Source organism: Mycobacterium sp. 1164966.3 (genome assembly GCF_001665395.1).
Lineage (GTDB): Bacteria > Actinomycetota > Actinomycetes > Mycobacteriales > Mycobacteriaceae > Mycobacterium.
The window spans coordinates 258,866-276,883 of the sequence record NZ_LZSG01000001.1 but is presented as its reverse complement, the minus strand read 5'-3'; the positions used below and the strand labels follow the sequence as shown (position 1 = coordinate 276,883).

General features: G+C 67.6%; 17 protein-coding genes. 12 read left to right on the top strand and 5 right to left on the bottom strand.

Going from position 1 to position 18,018, the window contains the following annotated elements; translation table 11 throughout:
* Positions 1 to 23: 23 nt before the first annotated feature.
* From A9W99_RS27655 to A9W99_RS01240, 5 genes are all read right to left on the bottom strand, one after another.
* Complete coding sequence (locus tag A9W99_RS27655; RefSeq protein WP_067372151.1) at positions 24 to 2,009, bottom strand: serine/threonine-protein kinase; 1,986 nt, start codon at positions 2,007 to 2,009, stop codon at positions 24 to 26.
* Positions 2,010 to 2,011: 2 nt separating this feature from the next.
* A complete protein-coding gene (locus tag A9W99_RS01255) occupies positions 2,012 to 4,018 on the bottom strand; it encodes a serine/threonine-protein kinase (RefSeq protein ID WP_067372148.1) in 2,007 nt (668 codons plus the stop codon).
* Positions 4,019 to 4,154: 136 nt separating this feature from the next.
* Positions 4,155 to 5,168: a zinc-binding dehydrogenase gene (locus tag A9W99_RS01250; RefSeq protein ID WP_067372145.1), complete on the bottom strand. Its 1,014-nt coding sequence runs from the start codon at positions 5,166 to 5,168 to the stop codon at positions 4,155 to 4,157.
* Complete coding sequence (locus A9W99_RS01245; protein WP_067372415.1) at positions 5,168 to 6,355, bottom strand: LLM class flavin-dependent oxidoreductase; 1,188 nt, start codon at positions 6,353 to 6,355, stop codon at positions 5,168 to 5,170. The genes A9W99_RS01250 and A9W99_RS01245 overlap by 1 nt, the downstream gene beginning before the upstream one ends.
* A complete protein-coding gene (locus A9W99_RS01240) occupies positions 6,355 to 7,320 on the bottom strand; it encodes an alpha/beta fold hydrolase (RefSeq protein ID WP_156622875.1) in 966 nt (321 codons plus the stop codon). The genes A9W99_RS01245 and A9W99_RS01240 overlap by 1 nt, the downstream gene beginning before the upstream one ends.
* A gap of 66 nt (positions 7,321 to 7,386) precedes the next feature.
* Between A9W99_RS01240 and A9W99_RS01235 the strand changes: the two genes are divergently transcribed.
* The 12 genes from A9W99_RS01235 (at position 7,387) to A9W99_RS01180 (ending at position 17,888) form a co-directional block, all read left to right on the top strand.
* Positions 7,387 to 7,800: a VOC family protein gene (locus tag A9W99_RS01235; protein WP_067372143.1), complete on the top strand. Its 414-nt coding sequence runs from the start codon at positions 7,387 to 7,389 to the stop codon at positions 7,798 to 7,800.
* A gap of 303 nt (positions 7,801 to 8,103) precedes the next feature.
* Positions 8,104 to 10,419, top strand: coding sequence for an ATP-dependent zinc metalloprotease FtsH (gene ftsH, locus A9W99_RS01230; protein ID WP_067372140.1), 2,316 nt, complete (start codon positions 8,104 to 8,106; stop codon positions 10,417 to 10,419).
* Between the two features lie 15 nt (positions 10,420 to 10,434).
* Positions 10,435 to 11,043: a GTP cyclohydrolase I FolE gene (gene folE, locus A9W99_RS01225; RefSeq protein ID WP_067372137.1), complete on the top strand. Its 609-nt coding sequence runs from the start codon at positions 10,435 to 10,437 to the stop codon at positions 11,041 to 11,043.
* 21 nt (positions 11,044 to 11,064) lie between these two features.
* Complete coding sequence (folP, locus tag A9W99_RS01220) at positions 11,065 to 11,892, top strand: dihydropteroate synthase (RefSeq protein ID WP_067372134.1); 828 nt, start codon at positions 11,065 to 11,067, stop codon at positions 11,890 to 11,892.
* Positions 11,885 to 12,286: a dihydroneopterin aldolase gene (folB, locus tag A9W99_RS01215; RefSeq protein ID WP_067372412.1), complete on the top strand. Its 402-nt coding sequence runs from the start codon at positions 11,885 to 11,887 to the stop codon at positions 12,284 to 12,286. Before folP ends, folB begins: the two co-directional genes overlap by 8 nt.
* Positions 12,287 to 12,311: 25 nt before the next feature.
* A complete protein-coding gene (gene folK / locus A9W99_RS01210; RefSeq protein WP_067372132.1) occupies positions 12,312 to 12,836 on the top strand; it encodes a 2-amino-4-hydroxy-6-hydroxymethyldihydropteridine diphosphokinase in 525 nt (174 codons plus the stop codon).
* Positions 12,836 to 13,312: a DUF3180 domain-containing protein gene (locus A9W99_RS01205; RefSeq protein WP_067372129.1), complete on the top strand. Its 477-nt coding sequence runs from the start codon at positions 12,836 to 12,838 to the stop codon at positions 13,310 to 13,312. Before folK ends, A9W99_RS01205 begins: the two co-directional genes overlap by 1 nt.
* Before the next feature lie 119 nt (positions 13,313 to 13,431).
* Positions 13,432 to 14,694 carry a DUF6779 domain-containing protein gene (locus A9W99_RS01200; protein WP_067372127.1) on the top strand — a complete coding sequence of 421 codons (1,263 nt, stop codon included), beginning with the start codon at positions 13,432 to 13,434 and terminating at the stop codon, positions 14,692 to 14,694.
* Between the two features lie 110 nt (positions 14,695 to 14,804).
* Positions 14,805 to 15,713: a Rossmann-like and DUF2520 domain-containing protein gene (locus A9W99_RS01195; RefSeq protein ID WP_067372125.1), complete on the top strand. Its 909-nt coding sequence runs from the start codon at positions 14,805 to 14,807 to the stop codon at positions 15,711 to 15,713.
* 8 nt (positions 15,714 to 15,721) lie between these two features.
* Positions 15,722 to 16,642: a pantoate--beta-alanine ligase gene (gene panC, locus A9W99_RS01190; RefSeq protein WP_156622891.1), complete on the top strand. Its 921-nt coding sequence runs from the start codon at positions 15,722 to 15,724 to the stop codon at positions 16,640 to 16,642.
* Complete coding sequence (gene panD, locus A9W99_RS01185) at positions 16,642 to 17,061, top strand: aspartate 1-decarboxylase (RefSeq protein ID WP_067372120.1); 420 nt, start codon at positions 16,642 to 16,644, stop codon at positions 17,059 to 17,061. The genes panC and panD overlap by 1 nt, the downstream gene beginning before the upstream one ends.
* Before the next feature lie 2 nt (positions 17,062 to 17,063).
* Positions 17,064 to 17,888, top strand: coding sequence for a type III pantothenate kinase (locus A9W99_RS01180; protein WP_067372117.1), 825 nt, complete (start codon positions 17,064 to 17,066; stop codon positions 17,886 to 17,888).
* Positions 17,889 to 18,018: the final 130 nt, after the last annotated feature.

Below are 18,018 nucleotides of genomic sequence, written 5' to 3'. Positions count from 1 at the left end.
TGGAACACTAACGCCGCACTTCGCTACGTGCCCGCTGACATGCACGCGTCGGCAAGCATCTCGCGTGTGTAGCCGGCGGCCCCGCCGAGTTCGCCGTCGCGACTCATGTAGGTCGGTAGTGATTTGGCAAAGGCCCGTTGGTACTGCGCGGCAAAGAGAACGAAATCCTGTACCAGCGGGTTGTCGCTGCGCTGGGCGATCCGCTCGGTGTCGTCGGCCAGGTTGAGCATCAGTGGAGCTACCGCGTCGTTGAGCGCTCGCTCTTCGGGGTTCCCAGGGTTGTGGCCACCTTTGGCCCAATCCAGCACGGTCGGGTTGGCCTTGAACGCCTTGAATTCGGAAATCAGCTCACCGCAGATCGGGAGGTCAGAGGTGGTGACGAAACGTTTCGGATTTGCCGGGTCCTGAGGACGCGCGGTCTGTTTCGGCGCAGCCGGCGCGCTCACCAATGTCGATCGTGCTCTCGCCGCGCCGGTGTCGACCGTGTTGCACAACGAGATCAACGCGTTGTAGGCGCTTTCTGCGGTGGCTCCTGCGGCATTGGTTGGTACGTACCTGTCGCCGAGGATGTCGGCGAAGGCACGCGCATAGGCGATGAACTGCTCGTACAATTCCCGCACCACCCGGTGCGGAGTGGTCCTGGCCAATGCCGCCGTCTTCACTGCCGCGACCCGGTATGCATTTGCCGCGGCCTGCATGGCTGTCCGCTCGTCGGGGTTCCAGGTATCGCCGGGATGCGTAAGAGGATTCGGCTGACCCGGGTGGGTAACAGCCCACCTCTCAATGGGCGAGTCGACCAATGCTAGGCCGATCGGCGTCCATCTCCGACACGTCGGGTCGTCATTGATGACGGTGACCGGGCCGGTGTCGTCGGCGCTGGCCCAGACACCGGCGGGCGCTGTGCTGATCGCGGCGACCGGGCGACCGGTGGAATGTGTCCGAGTCATTATCAGTGCCGCCACCACCGCTACCACCGTCACCAGAACCAGGGCAGCGCCGCCGATGGCCCAGCCTCGGCGACGGCGTCGTCTGGGCGGTGGCCCCCATCCCGGCGGCGGACCGGGCACCGGCCACGGCGGGCCGTACGGCATCGGGACCGGCATCGGCGGGGGCCCTGGCGGAGGAGCCGCATTGACCGTTCTGATCGGGGCGGGCGGCGGCATCCCGGCTGCGGGTCTGGGTTCGGCTCGCGTCTGCTCGTCGGCGCGTAGTGCGGCAGCGAAGTCCTGGCATGTCGCGAACCGATTTGCGGGGTCCCTCGCCAGCGCCCGCGACAGTGCCGCGTTTAGGTCGGCCAGTTCGGCGCGCGCGAGTCTCGGCGGCGCGGAGTCGAGCTGGCGGCTGATGACCACCGCTGGACTCGGATGTTCGAATGGCGCAGTGCCACTGAGCAAGTGGTATGCGGTGGCAGCCAGCGAGTATTGGTCGGCGCGGGTGTCGAATGGCTGGTCTAGCAGCTGCTCGGGCGCCGTATAGCCGAGGTTGGCCGCGGTCAACCCGCTGATGTCGGTGATCCGTCGCGCAATCCCCAAGTCTGCCAGCAAGATTCGCTGATGAGCGGTACGGGGGTTGGACAACAGGATGTTGGCCGGTTTGACGTTGCGATGCAACAAGCCGTGCTCGTGCGCGTAGTCGAGGGCCTTGGCGATGGCCTCGACGATCTCTAGGGCGTCAACGCGCGGCATTCCGTGCGGGTAATGCTCGCGCAGCAATTTCGCTGCATCGGTGCCATCCACGTAACCCATCGAAATCCATAGCCGCCCTTCGCATTCCCCCCGGTCGTGTACGCCGAGGAGATGGGGGTGCGAAAGGGCGGCGGCCGCATCGGCTTCGCGCTGGAAGCGGGCCCGGAACTCGTCGTCGGCAGACGGCTCGGCCGACAGTATGCGTAACGCTTGCAGGCGCGGCAACCGCGGATGCTGGGCCAGGTAAACCTCACCCATTCCGCCTGCACCCAGCAGCCGGACGATGCCGAATCCGGCAAATGTGGCACCGTCGGGCAGCGGCATGACTAAGCCCCCACCCCACCGCATGCTTCGTTGACCAAATGGCGAGTAGACCTCGCAACTATCCGCAGTTGCCCGTCGTGCAGACCGTAGGTGGGCAGCGCTTTGACGTAGGCCCGTTGGTATTGGGCAGCGAATGCCGCGAAGTCTTGAATGACCGGGTTGCTGCTGCGGCCGGCGATGTGCTCGAGCTCGTCCGCCAAATTCAGCATCAGCGGCGTCACGGCATCACTAAGCGTCTTCTGTTGGGGGCTCCATTGGGCAATGGGAACCTCGCTGTCGATTTTGGTCCACTCTTGGATGTTGGGATCGGCGTCGAATTTGTCGCTCACCGACTCCCACTCACCACAGGTGGTCCGGTCGGCGGCAGCGATGAAACGTTGTGGCTGCTCTGCGTTTTGCGGCGGTGTGACGCGCGCCGGAGCGGCCCGCGGCGCCACCAAGACCGATCGGGCGACGGCGGCGCCGTCCAGGGCGGCGTTGCATGCTGAAATCAGCGAATTCATTGCGCTTTGCGCTGCCCTGCCAAGCTTCACATCCGCTTGCGGAAAGTAGTTGGTGAGGCTGTCCGCGTACGCACGCGCATAGGCGATGTGCTGCTCATAGAGTTCACGCATCACCCGGTGTGGAGTGGCTTTGGCCAACGCCACGGTTTTGCCCGCGGTAGAGCGCATGATGATTCCCACCTGTTGCATGGCGGCCTGTTGTTCGGGGGTCCAGGCGCTGGCCGGAATGTTGATCGGGCTGCTGGGGCTGTCGGACGGCCACTTGGCCAACGGGTCATGAGCGGTCCATTCCTGGGCGACCGTTCTCCACGGTGCGCAGGTGGGGTCATCGGTGATGATGCCGACCGGGCCGGTGTCCTTGGCGCTGGCCACCGCCGCAGGCGCCGCGCTGGTGGTCGGACCGGCAGGCCTGACTGAGCGGTTCGGGGTATGGGTGGCGACAAGCGCGACGACCACCGCCGCGGTCACCATCGCCGCGACGCCGCCAAGCGCCCACCAGCGGCGCCGGCGATTGGGCGGCGGTACCACCCATCCCGGGGGCGGACCACTGACCGGCGGCGGCAGTCCGGCGGGCATGGTGGGCGGCGGCGGCAATCGGCTCGGTGGTGGCTCCGTTTGCCAAGTCCTGGTTCTCGCCGCCTCGTTCGGCGCCGCCATCTGGGGTTGACCGCCCAGCACAGCGGCCGCCGCGGCGGCTAGTTCGCCTGCGCTCTGGAAACGTTGTTCGGGAGCTTTGGCGAGTGCTCGCGCGAACACGTCGTCGATGGTCCCGGGCAGGTGGGGCGCAAACTGGGTTGCCCGGGGGATCGGCTGCAGCAGGTGCGCCATCAGCGTGGCCGACATCCCGCTGAACTCGGCATACGGGGTGCGTCCCGTGAGCAGCCGGAACAGCGAGCAGCCCAGCGAGTACACGTCGGCGCGGTGATCCACCCGCTGGCCCTCGAGGGTCTCGGGCGCGGCATAAGAAGCGGTGGCGACGAACGTGCCGGTTGCAGTCAGTCCGGTCGCATCGTCCAGAGCGCGCGCGATCCCGAAATCGGCCAGCAACACCCGCTCCTGTGACCCCGCGGGCCCGGCCAGCAAGAAGTTGGCCGGTTTCACGTCGCGGTGCAACAGCTTGCGGGAATGCGCGTAGTCCAGCGCCTTGGCCACCTCGACGATGATGTGCAGAGCGCGCCGTACCGTCATTCGGCTATCGGCCACCTCGGCGCTGGCGTCGGTGCCGTCGACGAATTGCATGGCGATCCAGAGCTGTCCGGCCGGCGTCTCGCCGCGGTCGTAGACGGTGACGATGTTGGGATGGTCAAGAGTGGCCGCCAGTTCGGCTTCACGCAGGAAACGGGTCCGGAACTGGGCGTCGTGCGACAGCTCCGCAGACAGCACCTTGACCGCGTCGCGGCGTTGCAGCGACGGATGATGCGCCAGGTAGACGGTGCCCATACCGCCGGCGCCCAGCACTCGCTCGATTCGGTAACCGGCCACCACGGTTCCGGGAGATAGCGACATTGCCGCTTACTTTTCCGTCGGCTCGAGATATGCGGGACGTCCGGCACGCGATTCGTCGGCGGCGACGGAAAGTGTGCGCGACGAAAACATGCCGTCAACAATAATTGGGCGGCGTCATCGCCTGTTGCCCGTGCCGCTAAGGCGTGACAAGTATCTTGCAGTGCCGCTCGGGGTCGGCCAGATCGTCGAACGCGGCGCCCACGCCGTCCAGTCCGACCTCCCCGGTGATCAGCGGCCTGGCGTCGATTTCGCCTTCGGCCAGCGCCCGCAGGGAGCCGGCGAACTCTTCCGGGGTGTAGGCGAGCACGAACTGCACGTTGATCTCTTTGGCGATTGCGAAGAACGGGTGCACGGTGTCCGGTTCCATGCACACCCCCGCCACCACCAGGCGCGTCCCCGGCCGTGCCCGCAGCAACACGTCGTCGATGATCCCGGGCACCCCGACGGCCTCGAATACCACGGCGGGTTTGACCGTGTCGAACGGCGAACCCTGCGCAGGGTCGATGACCTGATGCGCGCCCATCGCCGTCGCCAATTCCCGGCGCTTCGGCGAGAAATCCGCCGCCGCAATGGTTTCCACGCCGCGTGCTGCCAAGGCGGCGATGATGGCAATACCGATCGGGCCGCAGCCGAGCACCAAGGCAGTCTCACGCCGCTCGATGTTTGACTTGTTCACGGCGTGCAGTCCCACCGCCATGGGTTCGGTCAGCGCGGCGTGCTTGAGGTCCAGCCCATTGGGGATGGGCAACAGCAGCAGCGCCGACAGCAGCATCCGTTCGGCATAACCGCCGATTGTGCTGTTGCTGTATACGATCGGCTCGACGCCCTTGGCAGACAACAACACTGGAAGCGAGGTGACCAGCGTCCCAGCCGGATGGGTTTCGGTGTCGGGTCCCGCTTCGAGTATCTCGGCGCTGAATTCGTGGCCCATGAAGACATCGCGCTTCAGGTCCACGGTCATCCCGGCCGAACCGCCCGCCAAGTGACCGCTCATCTGCAGTACCCGGTCGCCGTGCGCGGCGAAATGTAAGTCGGAGCCACAGATTCCACACGCCCGGACCGCGACCAGCACCTGACCCGGTCCAGGCACCGGGTCAGGCACGTCGCCGCGGTAGACCATGCGCCCGTCGCGCAATACCGACGCCCGCATCAGTTCGGTGCTTTTTCGTGTTCCGCGACATGCTCGGTGATGGCCTTCACGACGGCCTCGCCGGCGCGGCCGATCAGCTGGTCGCGTCTGCCCTTGGCCCAGTCGTGCGACGACCGGGATGCCTCCAATTGGCCCTTGAAGTAGGGAATCACCTTGCGGGCGAACAGGTCATAGGAATGAAACGTGGCCTGTGGGGAGGCCCAGTCGTGACCGAGCAGCAGCAGCGTTCCGAAACCGCCTGACCGTTCGAGCAGGTCCTCGATGTAGGCGATGGCGTCCTCCGGGGTTCCGATACAGCAATTGCCTTTGGCCGCATACTCCGCGACGAACTCGTGCGGCGATTGAGCGCCTTCGACCTCGTTGGACAACGGCACGAACCCCGCTGCGCCAAAGTAATTCGCGAAATCCTGCAGTCCGTAGGTGCAGTCTTCGATGGCCTGCTCGCGACTGTCGGCGAGGTGCATGATGGACAGCACCCGCCAATCTGCGCGATCCGGCTCGTCGCGGCCGGCTTTGGCAGCTTGTTCGCGTACCACCTCCCAGGTGTTCTCCAGAGCCGCGTAACCGCCCGGGACCGACATTGACAGCGACAGCAGCGACGTGCCCAACGCACCGGCCAGTCGCGGCCCGGACGGGGAAATCATTGCCGCCGTGGAGATTTCCGGATACGGCCAAGTGTAGGGTCGGATGTGCAGTTGGGCGTCGCGTAGGGTGAACCAGTCGGTGTGGCGGTCGATTCGCTCGGTGGGCCCGGCGCGAAACAGCGCGAGGATGGCCTCCAGGGACTCTTGCATCATGTGCCGCTGGTCGACCGGATCGATGCCCATCATGTAGGCGTCCGACGGGAGCGCGCCGGGACCGGTACCGAACATAACCCGGCCGCGGGTCAGGTGGTCCAGCAACACCCAGCGGTCGGCAACCATCAGGGGATGGTGATACGGCAGCGAGACCACCCCGGTGCCCAGCCGGATGTGCTTGGTCCGCTCGGCGGCGGCGGCGATGAACACCTCGGGGCAGGCGATCAGCTCATAGCCACCGGAGTGGTGTTCGCCGAACCACGCTTCGTCATATCCCAGGCGGTCCAGAGCGACAACGCGCTCCATGTCGTATTCCAATGCCACCGTGGGGGATTGGCCGGTCGGATGAAACGGTGTGATAAAGACACCGAAACGCAGTGGGGTACGCATCACCATTCCACTCCTTCGAGGAACTCGAGCAGCGCGGCATTGACCCGGTCGGGGTGCTCCTGCTGCAGCCAGTGCCCTGCGCCGTCGATCATGACCTCGCGGTACGGGCCGCTGACCACTTCCGCGGCCCGGTCTCGGCGGGTAAATGTCAGTACAGGATCGTTCGTTCCACCGATGAAGAAGCACGGCACCGAAATGGTGTTTTCGGCCAGGTGCGCCGTGGTTTCCCAATTGCGGTCCATGGCGCGATACCAGTTCAGCCCGCCGGTGAATCCGGTTCGCGTGAATTCGCTGACGTAATGGTCGAACTCGTCTGGGCGGAGCCAGCCGGGTAGCCTGTCGGGCTCTGGAAGGCGGTCGATGAAGCCTTCGCCGCTGGACGCCGCCATCCGCACGCCCGCGTTCGAGTCGGCGGAAAGCGTTAGGCCACCCATCATCCGGCGCATGGTGCGCTCAGGGTCAGCGTCGAGCTCGGCGTCGGCGACACCGGGTTCCTGAAAATACAAGATGTAGAAGAAGTTTTCGCCGAATATGTGCCGAAGCGCTTGCGTCGTCGGCCTTTTCGGGCGAGGTACCGGGGGAACGCTCAACGCGGCCACGGCCGCGACCCGTTCCGGGTGCAGCAGCGGCGCATTCCAGACCACGGTGGCACCCCAGTCATGGCCGACCCACACCGCTTTTTCGGCTCCGACGTCGTCGAGCAAACCGACAATGTCCGCGGTCAATTGGTGGATGTCGTAGGCCTCGATCGCATCCGGACGCGACGAGCCGCCGTAGCCGCGCTGATCGGGCGCCAGTACGTGATAGCCGGCGTCGGCCAGCGCCGGAATCTGATGCCGCCAGGAATAGGCGAGTTCGGGAAAGCCGTGGCACAGGACCACCACTTTGGAGCCGCGATCCCCGGCCTCGAACACCCGCAGTTGCACACCGTTGGTCTCCACTAACCGTTCGGTTGACCACGCCACCGTCTCACCAAATCACAACGGCACCGGGCTGAGAAGGCCTGATGCTCCGCGCACCATAATTTGTGCATGCGTTTGGACCACATAGTTCTCTGGACGAAGGATCCACGGGCCGCGATGGACTTCTACACGAAGGTGGTCGGGCTGGCACCGGTGCGGTTTGCCGAGTTCGAGGCCGGCGAGGCGCCGTTCCCCAGCGTGCGGGTGTCCGAGGACTCGATCATCGACCTGATGCCGGTGGAAAACGCCGCCGGCACCGCATCGATGACGAGGGTTGCGGGCAGCGCGGGCCACCCGGTGAACCACGTCTGCCTGGCAATGTCGAAAGCCGAATACGACGCGCTGGACCAGCGCCTGCAGGCCGCCGGCGTGGACACCAGCGCGCGGCTTAACCACACCTTCGGTGCGCAGGGCTGGGCGCCCCAGGGCTACTACTTCCCCGACCCCGACGGCAATGTCGTCGAGGCCCGCTACTACGAGTGACGCCGAGCGTGACGCCAGCGTCACGCTCGGTGCCCAACGTGGCGCAGGCGTCACGCTCGATGAGCGCATGGCCGTCGGGAACTGCCGATCGTTGTCTTAGCGAACAAACGCGATCGCCGCGGGCACGATGGCGGCGACCCGCTGCGCCCCGGCGCTGCCGGAGCTGGCGATCGCCGCGCACACGATGGCGGCGACCGCTGCGCCCCGGCGCTGCCGGAGCTGGCGATCGCCGCGAGCGGTAGCCTGGACTTTTCCAGCTGCGTGTAATCGGGGAAGGAACCTGGCCGAAGAGGCCGATGATTGATGAACCGGAAAAACGTGCTTCGCACCGTCACGGCAATTGCTGTCGTGGTTGTGCTCGGCTGGTCGTTCTTTTACTTCAGCGACGACACCCGCGGCTACAAGCCGGTCGACACCTCGGTGGCGATGGCCCAGATCAACAGCGACAACGTCAAGAGCGCGCAGATCGACGATCGCGAACAACAGCTGCGGCTGACCCTGAAACAGGGCAACGGCGACACCGACAACTCCGACAAGGTCATCACCAAATACCCGACTGGATACGCCGTCGACCTGTTCAAAGCGCTCAACACTAAGAACGCCAAGGTCAGCACCGTCGTCAACGAAGGCAGCATCCTGGGCGAGCTGCTGGTCTACGTGCTCCCGCTGCTGTTGCTAGTGGGCCTGTTCGTGATGTTCTCCCGCATGCAGGGCGGCGCACGGATGGGCTTCGGCTTCGGCAAATCGCGCGCCAAGATGCTGAACAAGGACATGCCCAAGACCACCTTCGCCGACGTGGCCGGCGTCGACGAGGCGGTCGAGGAGCTCTACGAAATCAAGGACTTCCTGCAGAATCCCAGCAGGTACCAGGCCCTGGGCGCCAAGATCCCGAAGGGCGTGCTGCTCTACGGTCCGCCGGGAACTGGCAAGACCCTGCTGGCCCGCGCCGTAGCCGGGGAGGCGGGGGTTCCCTTCTTCACCATCTCGGGCTCGGACTTCGTGGAGATGTTCGTCGGCGTCGGCGCCTCCCGAGTGCGAGACCTCTTCGAGCAGGCCAAGCAGAACAGTCCGTGCATCATCTTCGTCGACGAGATCGACGCCGTCGGCCGCCAGCGCGGCGCCGGCCTGGGCGGCGGTCACGACGAGCGTGAGCAGACCCTCAACCAGCTGCTCGTCGAAATGGACGGTTTCGGCGATCGCGCCGGCGTGATTCTCATCGCAGCCACCAACCGGCCGGACATCCTGGACCCCGCCCTCTTGAGGCCCGGCCGCTTCGACCGGCAGATCCCGGTGTCCAACCCCGACCTGGCCGGCCGCCGAGCCGTGCTAAGGGTGCACTCCAAGGGCAAGCCGATCGGCCCGGACGCCGACTTGGACGGGCTGGCCAAGCGAACCGTCGGCATGACCGGCGCCGACCTGGCCAACGTCATCAACGAGGCCGCGCTGCTGACCGCCCGGGAGAACGGCACCGTCATCACTGGCCCCGCCCTGGAGGAGGCGGTGGACCGGGTGATCGGCGGCCCCCGCCGCAAGGGCCGGATCATCAGCGAGCAGGAAAAGAAGATCACCGCCTACCACGAAGGCGGCCACACCCTCGCGGCCTGGGCGATGCCGGACATCGACCCGGTGTACAAGGTGACGATCCTGGCCCGCGGCCGTACCGGCGGGCATGCCGTCGCGGTCCCGGAGGAGGACAAGGGGCTGCGGACCCGCTCGGAGATGATCGCCCAGCTGGTCTTCGCGATGGGCGGCCGCGCCGCCGAGGAGCTGGTGTTCCGGGAGCCGACCACCGGCGCGGTCTCAGACATCGAGCAGGCCACCAAGGTGGCCCGCGCGATGGTCACCGAGTACGGCATGAGTGCCCGCCTCGGTGCGGTCAAGTACGGCACCGAGCACGGCGACCCGTTCCTCGGCCGCTCGATGGGCACGCAGTCGGACTACTCCCACGAGGTGGCCCGCGAAATCGACGAAGAGGTGCGCAAGCTCATCGAGGCCGCGCACACCGAGGCGTGGGAGATCCTCACCGAATACCGCGACGTGCTCGACACTCTGGCCGGTGAGCTGCTGGAAAAGGAAACGCTGCACCGGCCCGAGCTGGAGGCGATCTTCGGCGACGTCGAAAAGCGGCCGCGGCTGACGATGTTCGACGACTTCGGCGGCCGGGTCCCGTCGGACAAGCCGCCGATCAAGACGCCGGGCGAGCTGGCGATCGAGCGCGGCGAGCCGTGGCCCCCGCCGGTTCCCGAGCCGGCCTTCAAGGCGGCCATCGCGCGCGCCAACGCGGCCGCGGAAGCCCAGGTGACGCAGTCGGGCGCTTCGGACGGGGACGCCACCGGCCACGGTCCCAACGGTTCCCCCGGCCAGGGTGTGCCGCCCAACGGCCCCACCCAGCCCGACTACGGCGCTCCGGCAGGCTGGCATGCGCCCGGATGGCCGCCGCAGCAGTCGCGGGGCACCTGGTACCCGCCCGCACCGGCACCCAGCTACCCCGGACCGGCCCAGCCGTCGTACTCGCCGTATCCGCCCTACCCGCAACCGGATCAGCCCACTCGTGATGCCGAAAAGTCCCCAGACGAAGACGAGGATGTGAGCCGGTCCAACCCGCCGGCCCATGGCTGACGAACGGAGGATTCGATGGCCCTGCCGGATTCCCGCCCCGCCACCAGGCGCATCCGGGTCTTCGACCAGCCACGCGCTGAGGCCGCGATCCGCGAGTTGCTCTGCGCGATCGGCGAGGACCCCGAACGCAACGGCCTGCAAGAAACCCCGGCCCGGGTGGCCCGCGCATACCGCGAGATGTTCGCCGGTCTCTACACCGACCCGGACGCGGTGCTGAACACCACGTTCGACGAAGACCACGACGAAATGGTGATCGTCAAGGAGATCCCGCTCTACTCCACCTGTGAACACCATCTGGTGTCCTTCCACGGCGTGGCCCACGTCGGATACATCCCCGGCGACGACGGCCGGGTGACCGGGCTGTCCAAGATCGCCCGGCTGGTCGACCTCTACGCCAAGCGGCCGCAGGTGCAGGAACGACTCACCAGCCAGATCGCCGACGCGCTGGTGAGCCGGCTCAACCCGCGCGGGGTGATCGTCGTCGTCGAGGCCGAGCACCTGTGCATGGCGATGCGCGGCGTCCGCAAACCCGGCGCCATCACGACGACATCCGCGGTGCGCGGTCAGTTCAAGACCTCCGCCGCTTCTCGAGCCGAAGCGCTCGACCTCATCCTGCGTAAGTGAGTCGGCGCGCCTGTGCAAGTTATGGGGGTTCTGAACGTCACCGACGACTCATTCTCGGACGGCGGGCGTTATCTCGATGTTGACGACGCCGTCCAGCACGGTCTGACACTGGCCGCAGACGGCGCGGGAATTGTCGACGTCGGGGGCGAGTCGACCCGCCCCGGAGCCGTTCGCGTCGACGCTCGAGTCGAGGCCGCCCGGGTGGTTCCGGTAGTCAAAGAGCTTGCAGCGCAAGGTATTACCGTCAGCATCGACACCATGCGCGCCGAGGTGGCGCGGACCGCGCTGGAGAGCGGGGCACAGATCGTCAACGACGTTTCCGGGGGACGGGCCGATCCGGCGATGGCTCCGCTGGTGGCCGAAGCGGGCGTGCGGTGGGTGTTGATGCACTGGCGACCGATGTCGGCCGAGCGCCCGCATGCAGCTCCGCAGTACCGCGACGTGGTGGCCGAAGTGCGCGCCGAGTTGCTTGCCGGCGTCCATGACGCGGTGGGTGCCGGCGTCGATCCGGCGAAGCTGATCATCGACCCCGGCCTGGGATTCGCCAAGACGGGACAACACAATTGGGCTCTGCTGCGGGCGTTGCCGGAGCTGGTGGCCACCGGCATTCCGGTCCTGCTCGGCGCGTCGCGCAAGCGGTTCCTCGGCAGGTTGCTGGCCGGCGGGCCCGACGGAACAGTGCGACCGCCGGACGGGCGGGAGACGGCGACCGCGGTGATTTCCGCACTGGCCGCCCTGCACGGTGCCTGGGGTGTGCGGGTGCACGACGTGCGAGCCACGGTGGACGCCCTGAAGGTCGTCGCGGCCTGGACGCAGCCGCAGAACACTGAGCTGGGTGGCGATGGCTGACCGAATCGAATTGCGCGGCTTGACAGTTCATGGTCGCCACGGAGTCTTCGAACAGGAACGCGCGACCGGGCAGGACTTCGTCGTCGATATCACGGTGTGGATCGACCTGGCCGACGCGGCCGTCAGCGATGACCTGGCCGACACCTACGACTATGCCGCGCTGGCCGAGCTGGCGGCCGGTGTGGTAGCCGGGCCGCCACGCAAACTGATCGAAACCGTCGGGGCCCAGATCGCCGACCAGGTGATGAACGACCCACGCGTGCACGCCGTCGAGGTCGTGGTGCACAAGCCGCAGGCCCCCATCCCGCGGCAGTTCACCGATGTCGCCGTGGTGGTGCGACGGTCGCGGCGGGGCGGACGCGGCTCGGTGATCCCGGCGGGCGGGGCCGTATGACCCCCGCCGCAGAGGAGCGGCGCGGATGACCGCCGTGGTGCTGTCCATCGGCTCCAACCTGGGCGACCGGTTGGCGCGGCTGCAGTCGGTCGTGGACGCGCTGGGCGATTCCGTGCAAGCCATCTCACCGGTATACGAGACAGCGCCCTGGGGCCGGGTGGATCAGGGCGCGTTCCTGAACGCGGTGCTGATCGCCGACGACCCGGCGTGCGACGAGCAGGCCTGGCTGCGCCGGGCTCAGGAGTTCGAGCGGGCCGCGGGCCGGATCCGTGGCGAGCGTTGGGGTCCCCGCACGCTGGACGTAGACCTGATCGCCTGTTATCGGACCGGTCGGGCCGGCCCGGTGGAAGTGGTCTCCAGGGAAAACAACCTGACCTTGCCGCACCCGCTGGCCCATCTGCGCGCGTTCGTGATGATCCCGTGGCTGGACGTCGACCCCGGCGCGCAGCTGACGGTAGCCGCGGGACCGACGCCGGTCGCCCGGTTACTGGCCGAGCTGGCGCCGGCCGACCGGGAGGGCGTTCGGTTGACGGGGCTGGCGCTGCGCTGATGGGACCGACCAGGAGACGTGACCTGTCGGCCGCGGTGATCGGCGCTGGGATCCTGGGTTATCTGTTGGTGATCCTGCTGTATCGGTGGTTTCCGCCGATCACGGTGTGGACCGGGTCGTCGCTGCTGGCTGTGGCCGTGGCGGAGGCACTGTGGGGCCGCTATGTGCGGACCAAGATCAGCGACGGCGAGATCGGCGACGGTCCGGGTTGGCTGCATCCGCTCTCGGTGGCGCGCAGCGTGGTGGTGGCCAAGGCATCGGCCTGGGTGGGGGCGCTGGTACTTGGTTGGTGGGTGGCCGTGTTGGTGTACGTGCTGCCGCGACGGTCTTGGCTGCGGGCCGCGGCCGAGGACACCCCGGGTGCCGTGGTGGCCGCGTTGAGCGCACTGGCTTTGGTGGTTGCCGCTCTCTGGCTGCAGCATTGCTGCAAATCTCCGCAGGATCCAACCCAGCACGGTGACGGCGCCGAAAGCTAGCGGGGGGAGACGCAAAAGCTGCCCTTTCCAACCGAAACGGGAGCATTTGCGCCCGCTCGCCAACGAATCGCCGGACTCGCGCGACACGCGGTCTGACCTCGCCCAGGTACAGTACGGCCATGACCGTTCTGTCCCGCGGCGCCCGTACCCGGCGCGGCGGCCGCAGGCCGGGGTGGGTGCTCTTGACGGTGTTGCTGGTTCTCGTGATGGGAGCCAGTTCCGCACTGGTTTTCACCAATCGCGTGGAACTTCTCAAGCTCGCTGTGATCCTGGCGCTGTGGGCCGCCATCGCCGGCGCTTTTGTGTCGGTGCTCTACCGCCGACAAGCCGACGCTGACCAGTCCCGAGTGCGTGACCTGAAGTTGGTCTACGACCTGCAGCTGGATCGGGAGATCTCCGCGAGACGCGAATACGAGCTGACTGTGGAGTCGCAGCTGCGCCGCGAGCTGGCCAGCGAGCTGCGTGCCCAGGCCGCCGACGACGTGGCGGCGCTGCGGGCAGAGCTGGCCGCATTGCGGACCAGCCTGGAGATTCTGTTCGACACGGACCTCGAGCAGCGGCGGGCGCTGGAGAATCAGCCAGGTGAGTCGGACACCGCCGGCGCCTACGGTGACTGGAGCCGCAACGGGGAAGGCGCACCCGTCGACTGGGTGACCAGCGATCGGGTTACCTCGGTCCGCCAGGACAGCGCCGCCCGGCCCGACGAAGCATCGATCATCGACGTTCCCGAGGTGGGGGTGCCGTTCGCCGGCACGGGTCCGTCGATGACGCCGCGTCCGGCAGCACCGCCGCCTGACCCGAGGCTGCACTACGAGCCGCCGCCCCCAGGGCCGCGATTCGAGCCCCCACAACCAGAACCCCACCCGCAACCGCCGCGTCAGGATTGGCAACCGGCCGCCGCCCAGGGCCAATGGCTACCACCGGGAAAACCTGGCAGCAATTGGGCGGGCGGCGACGCTGTCCCTGCGCCGCCCGCCGCGCCCTCGGGCCGGCGCTCCCGGCATTCCACCCAAGAGGAGTTTTCCGCCCGCCCGCCGACGCAACCCGAGCCGGCGGGGCCCTATGGAGATTCCGGCTGGCGCGCGCGGTCGCGGCATGCAGCGGAATACCCCGACTTCGGCGTCGAGGGCATTCCGGGTGGCGGACGCCCTGCTGGCCCGGACATCAGCCAGCCGACGCCGCCACCGACGGCTGCCACGCCTGCCCCACCGCCTCGGATGGCCCCGCCGTCGCCGCCCGAGCCGGCCCCCCGGCACCGCGGCGCGGACCCGTTGGCGGACGACGGAGCCCCGCCCAGCGGGGGTCATTCGGTGGCCGACCTGTTGGCACGGCTGCAGGTCGAGCCCACCGGGGGTGGCCGACGACGTCGCCGCGAAGGCTGAACTGGGACCTGCGCGAGTTTTCGACTACAGTCTTTCCTGACCGTCCGGTACCCCTGGCTCGCCCGATGAGGGGACTGGAACGAACCAAGTAACTTTGCGAGGTCGCTGCGATGGTGCAGTTCGACGGACTGCGCCCGGCCAGGCTCAAGGTGGGAATCATCTCGGCCGGCCGGGTGGGCACCGCACTCGGTGTCGCGCTGGAACGCGCCGACCACGTCGTAGTGGCGTGCAGCGCCATCTCCCACGCGTCGCGCCAGCGGGCACAGCGCCGGCTACCCGATACCGCGGTGCTGCCGCCGCCCGAGGTCGCGACCGCCGCCGAGCTGCTGCTGCTCGCGGTCCCGGACAGCGAGTTGGCGGGGCTGGTGTCCGGCCTGGCCGCCACCTCGGCCGTGCGGCCCGGAACGATCGTCGCGCACACGTCCGGCGCCAATGGGATCGCGATCCTCGCGCCGCTGGCCCCGGACTGCATCCCGCTGGCCATTCACCCGGCGATGACCTTCACCGGCTCCGACGAGGACATCAGCCGACTGCCGGACACCTGCTTCGGAATCACCGCCGCCGACGACGTGGGACACGCGATCGCCCAGTCGCTGGTACTGGAGATGGGCGGTGAGCCCTTCTGCGTCCGCGAAGACGCACGTGTCCTTTATCACGCTGCGCTGGCCCATGCGAGCAACCATGTGGTGACGGTGCTGGCCGATGCGCTCGAGGCGTTGCGCGCGGCCCTGCGCGGCAGCGAACTGCTCGGTCAACAAAGTGTCGACGACCAACCGGGCGGCATCGCCGAACGCATCGTCGGGCCGCTGGCCCGGGCGGCACTGGAGAACACCCTGCAGCGCGGCCAGGCCGCGCTGACCGGCCCGGTCGCCCGCGGTGACGCTGCCGCCGTCGCGGGCCATTTGGCCGCCCTGGAGCGAGTCGACCCGGAACTGGCCCACGCGTATCGGGTGAACGCCCTGCGGACCGCCCTGCGTGCGCATGCCCCGGGCGACGTCGTCGAAGTGCTCACGCCATGACCAAAGCGATCAAGCCGCCCGCATTCAAGCCCGGCGAACTCAACGTCTACTCGACCCCGCGCGACGTCACCGACGTCAGCCGCGCGCTGCGGCATACCGGCCGCCGGATCATGCTGGTGCCGACCATGGGTGCATTGCACGACGGGCATCTGTCCCTCGTCCGCGCCGCAAAACTGGTGCCCGGCTCGGTGGTCGTGGTGTCCATCTTCGTCAACCCGCTGCAATTCGGGGCGGGCGAAGACCTCGACGCCTATCCGCGGACGCTCGACGACGACCTCGCGCTGCTGCGAGGTGAGGGCGTCGAGATCGTGTTCGCGCCGACGGCGGCCGCGATGTATCCCGACGGCTTGCGCACCACCGTGCAGCCCGGTCCGCTGGCCGCTGAACTCGAGGGCGGGCCGCGGCCAACGCATTTCACCGGGGTGCTGACCGTCGTGCTGAAGCTGCTCCAGATCGTGCGTCCCGACCGCGTGTTCTTCGGCGAGAAGGACTACCAGCAGCTGGTGCTGATCCGGCAGATGGCTGCCGACCTGAACCTCGACGTCGCGGTGGTCGGCGTGCCGACCATGCGGGAAACCGACGGGCTGGCGATGTCGTCGCGCAACCGCTACCTAGATCCCACGCAGCGGGAGCTGGCCGGAACGCTGTCAGCGGCACTGCTGGCCGGCATGAATGCCGCCCCGGCGGGCGCGCAGGCCGCGCTGGACGCGGCTCGCGCCGTGCTCGACGCCGTCCCCGCGCTCGTGCTCGACTACTTGGAAGTGCGCGCCGCCGACCTTGGCCCGGCGCCCGCTTGCGGAGCGGGCCGGATGCTGGTCGCCGCCAGGCTGGGCACGACCAGGCTGCTGGACAACATCGCGCTTGAGATAGGAACACTCGCCGGTACCGCCAGACCGGACGATTACGCCCAATCACATTGGAGGAACTGATGTTACGGACGATGCTGAAGTCGAAGATCCACCGCGCCACGGTGACCCAGGCCGACCTGCACTACGTTGGCTCGGTCACCATCGACGCCGACCTGATGGACGCCGCGGACCTGCTCGAGGGCGAACAGGTGACCATCGTCGACGTCGACAACGGCGCGCGGCTGGTCACTTACGCGATCACCGGCGAGCGGGGCAGCGGCGTGATCGGAATCAACGGTGCCGCAGCGCATCTCGTTCATCCCGGCGATCTGGTCATCCTGATCGCATACGGGACGATGGAGGATGCCGAGGCGCGGGCATACCAGCCGCGGATCGTGTTCGTCGACGCCCGCAATAGGCAGATCGACCTGGGACACGACCCGGCCTTCGTGCCTCCCGACGCGGCCGAGCTGTTGGACCCGCGGATCGGTGTGCGGTAACCGTGCTGCTGGCGATCGACGTCCGCAACACGCACACCGTCGTCGGGCTGCTGACCGGGACCAAAGAGCACGCAAAAGTCTTGCAGCAGTGGCGGATTCGCACCGAGTCCGAGGCAACCGCCGATGAACTGGCGCTGACCATCGACGGGCTGATCGGCGACGACTCGGAGCGGCTCACCGGCGCGGCCGCGCTGTCCACCGTGCCGTCGGTGCTGCACGAGGTGCGCGTCATGCTCGACCAGTACTGGCCGTCGGTGCCGCACGTGCTGATCGAACCGGGTGTGCGTACCGGCATTCCCCTGCTGGTCGACAATCCGAAGGAAGTGGGCGCCGACCGGATTGTGAACTGCCTGGCCGCATTCCACCGGTTCAACAGGGCCGCCATCGTCGTCGACTTCGGATCGTCGATATGCGTGGACGTGGTGTCGGCCAAAGGCGAATTCCTGGGCGGCGCCATCGCTCCCGGGGTCCAGGTTTCGTCGGACGCCGCGGCGGCCCGCTCTGCGGCTTTGCGCCGCGTCGAATTGGCCCGGCCCCGTTCGGTGGTCGGCAAGAACACCGTCGAATGCATGCAGGCCGGTGCGGTGTTCGGCTTCGCCGGTCTGGTCGACGGCCTGGTCGGGCGCATCCGCGAGGACGTGGACGGGTTTTCCGGCGACCTGGGCGACAAGGTCGCGGTGGTGGCAACCGGCCACACGGCGCCGCTGCTACTGCCGGAATTGCATACCGTCGACCACTACGACCAACACCTGACCCTGCATGGCCTGCATCTGGTCTTCGAGCGCAACAGGGACGCCCAGCGCGGGCGGTTGAAGACGGCACGCTAGACCGCTTTTCCGGCTTGCCTAACCCTGCGTCGGCCTAGTCGAAGTTTTTGACGGCTTGTGGGCGGCTTCTGGCGGTGTTGGGTGTGAAAAGAGGGCGTCGCGCGTGAGCCTAGGGCGACGAAACTCGCCA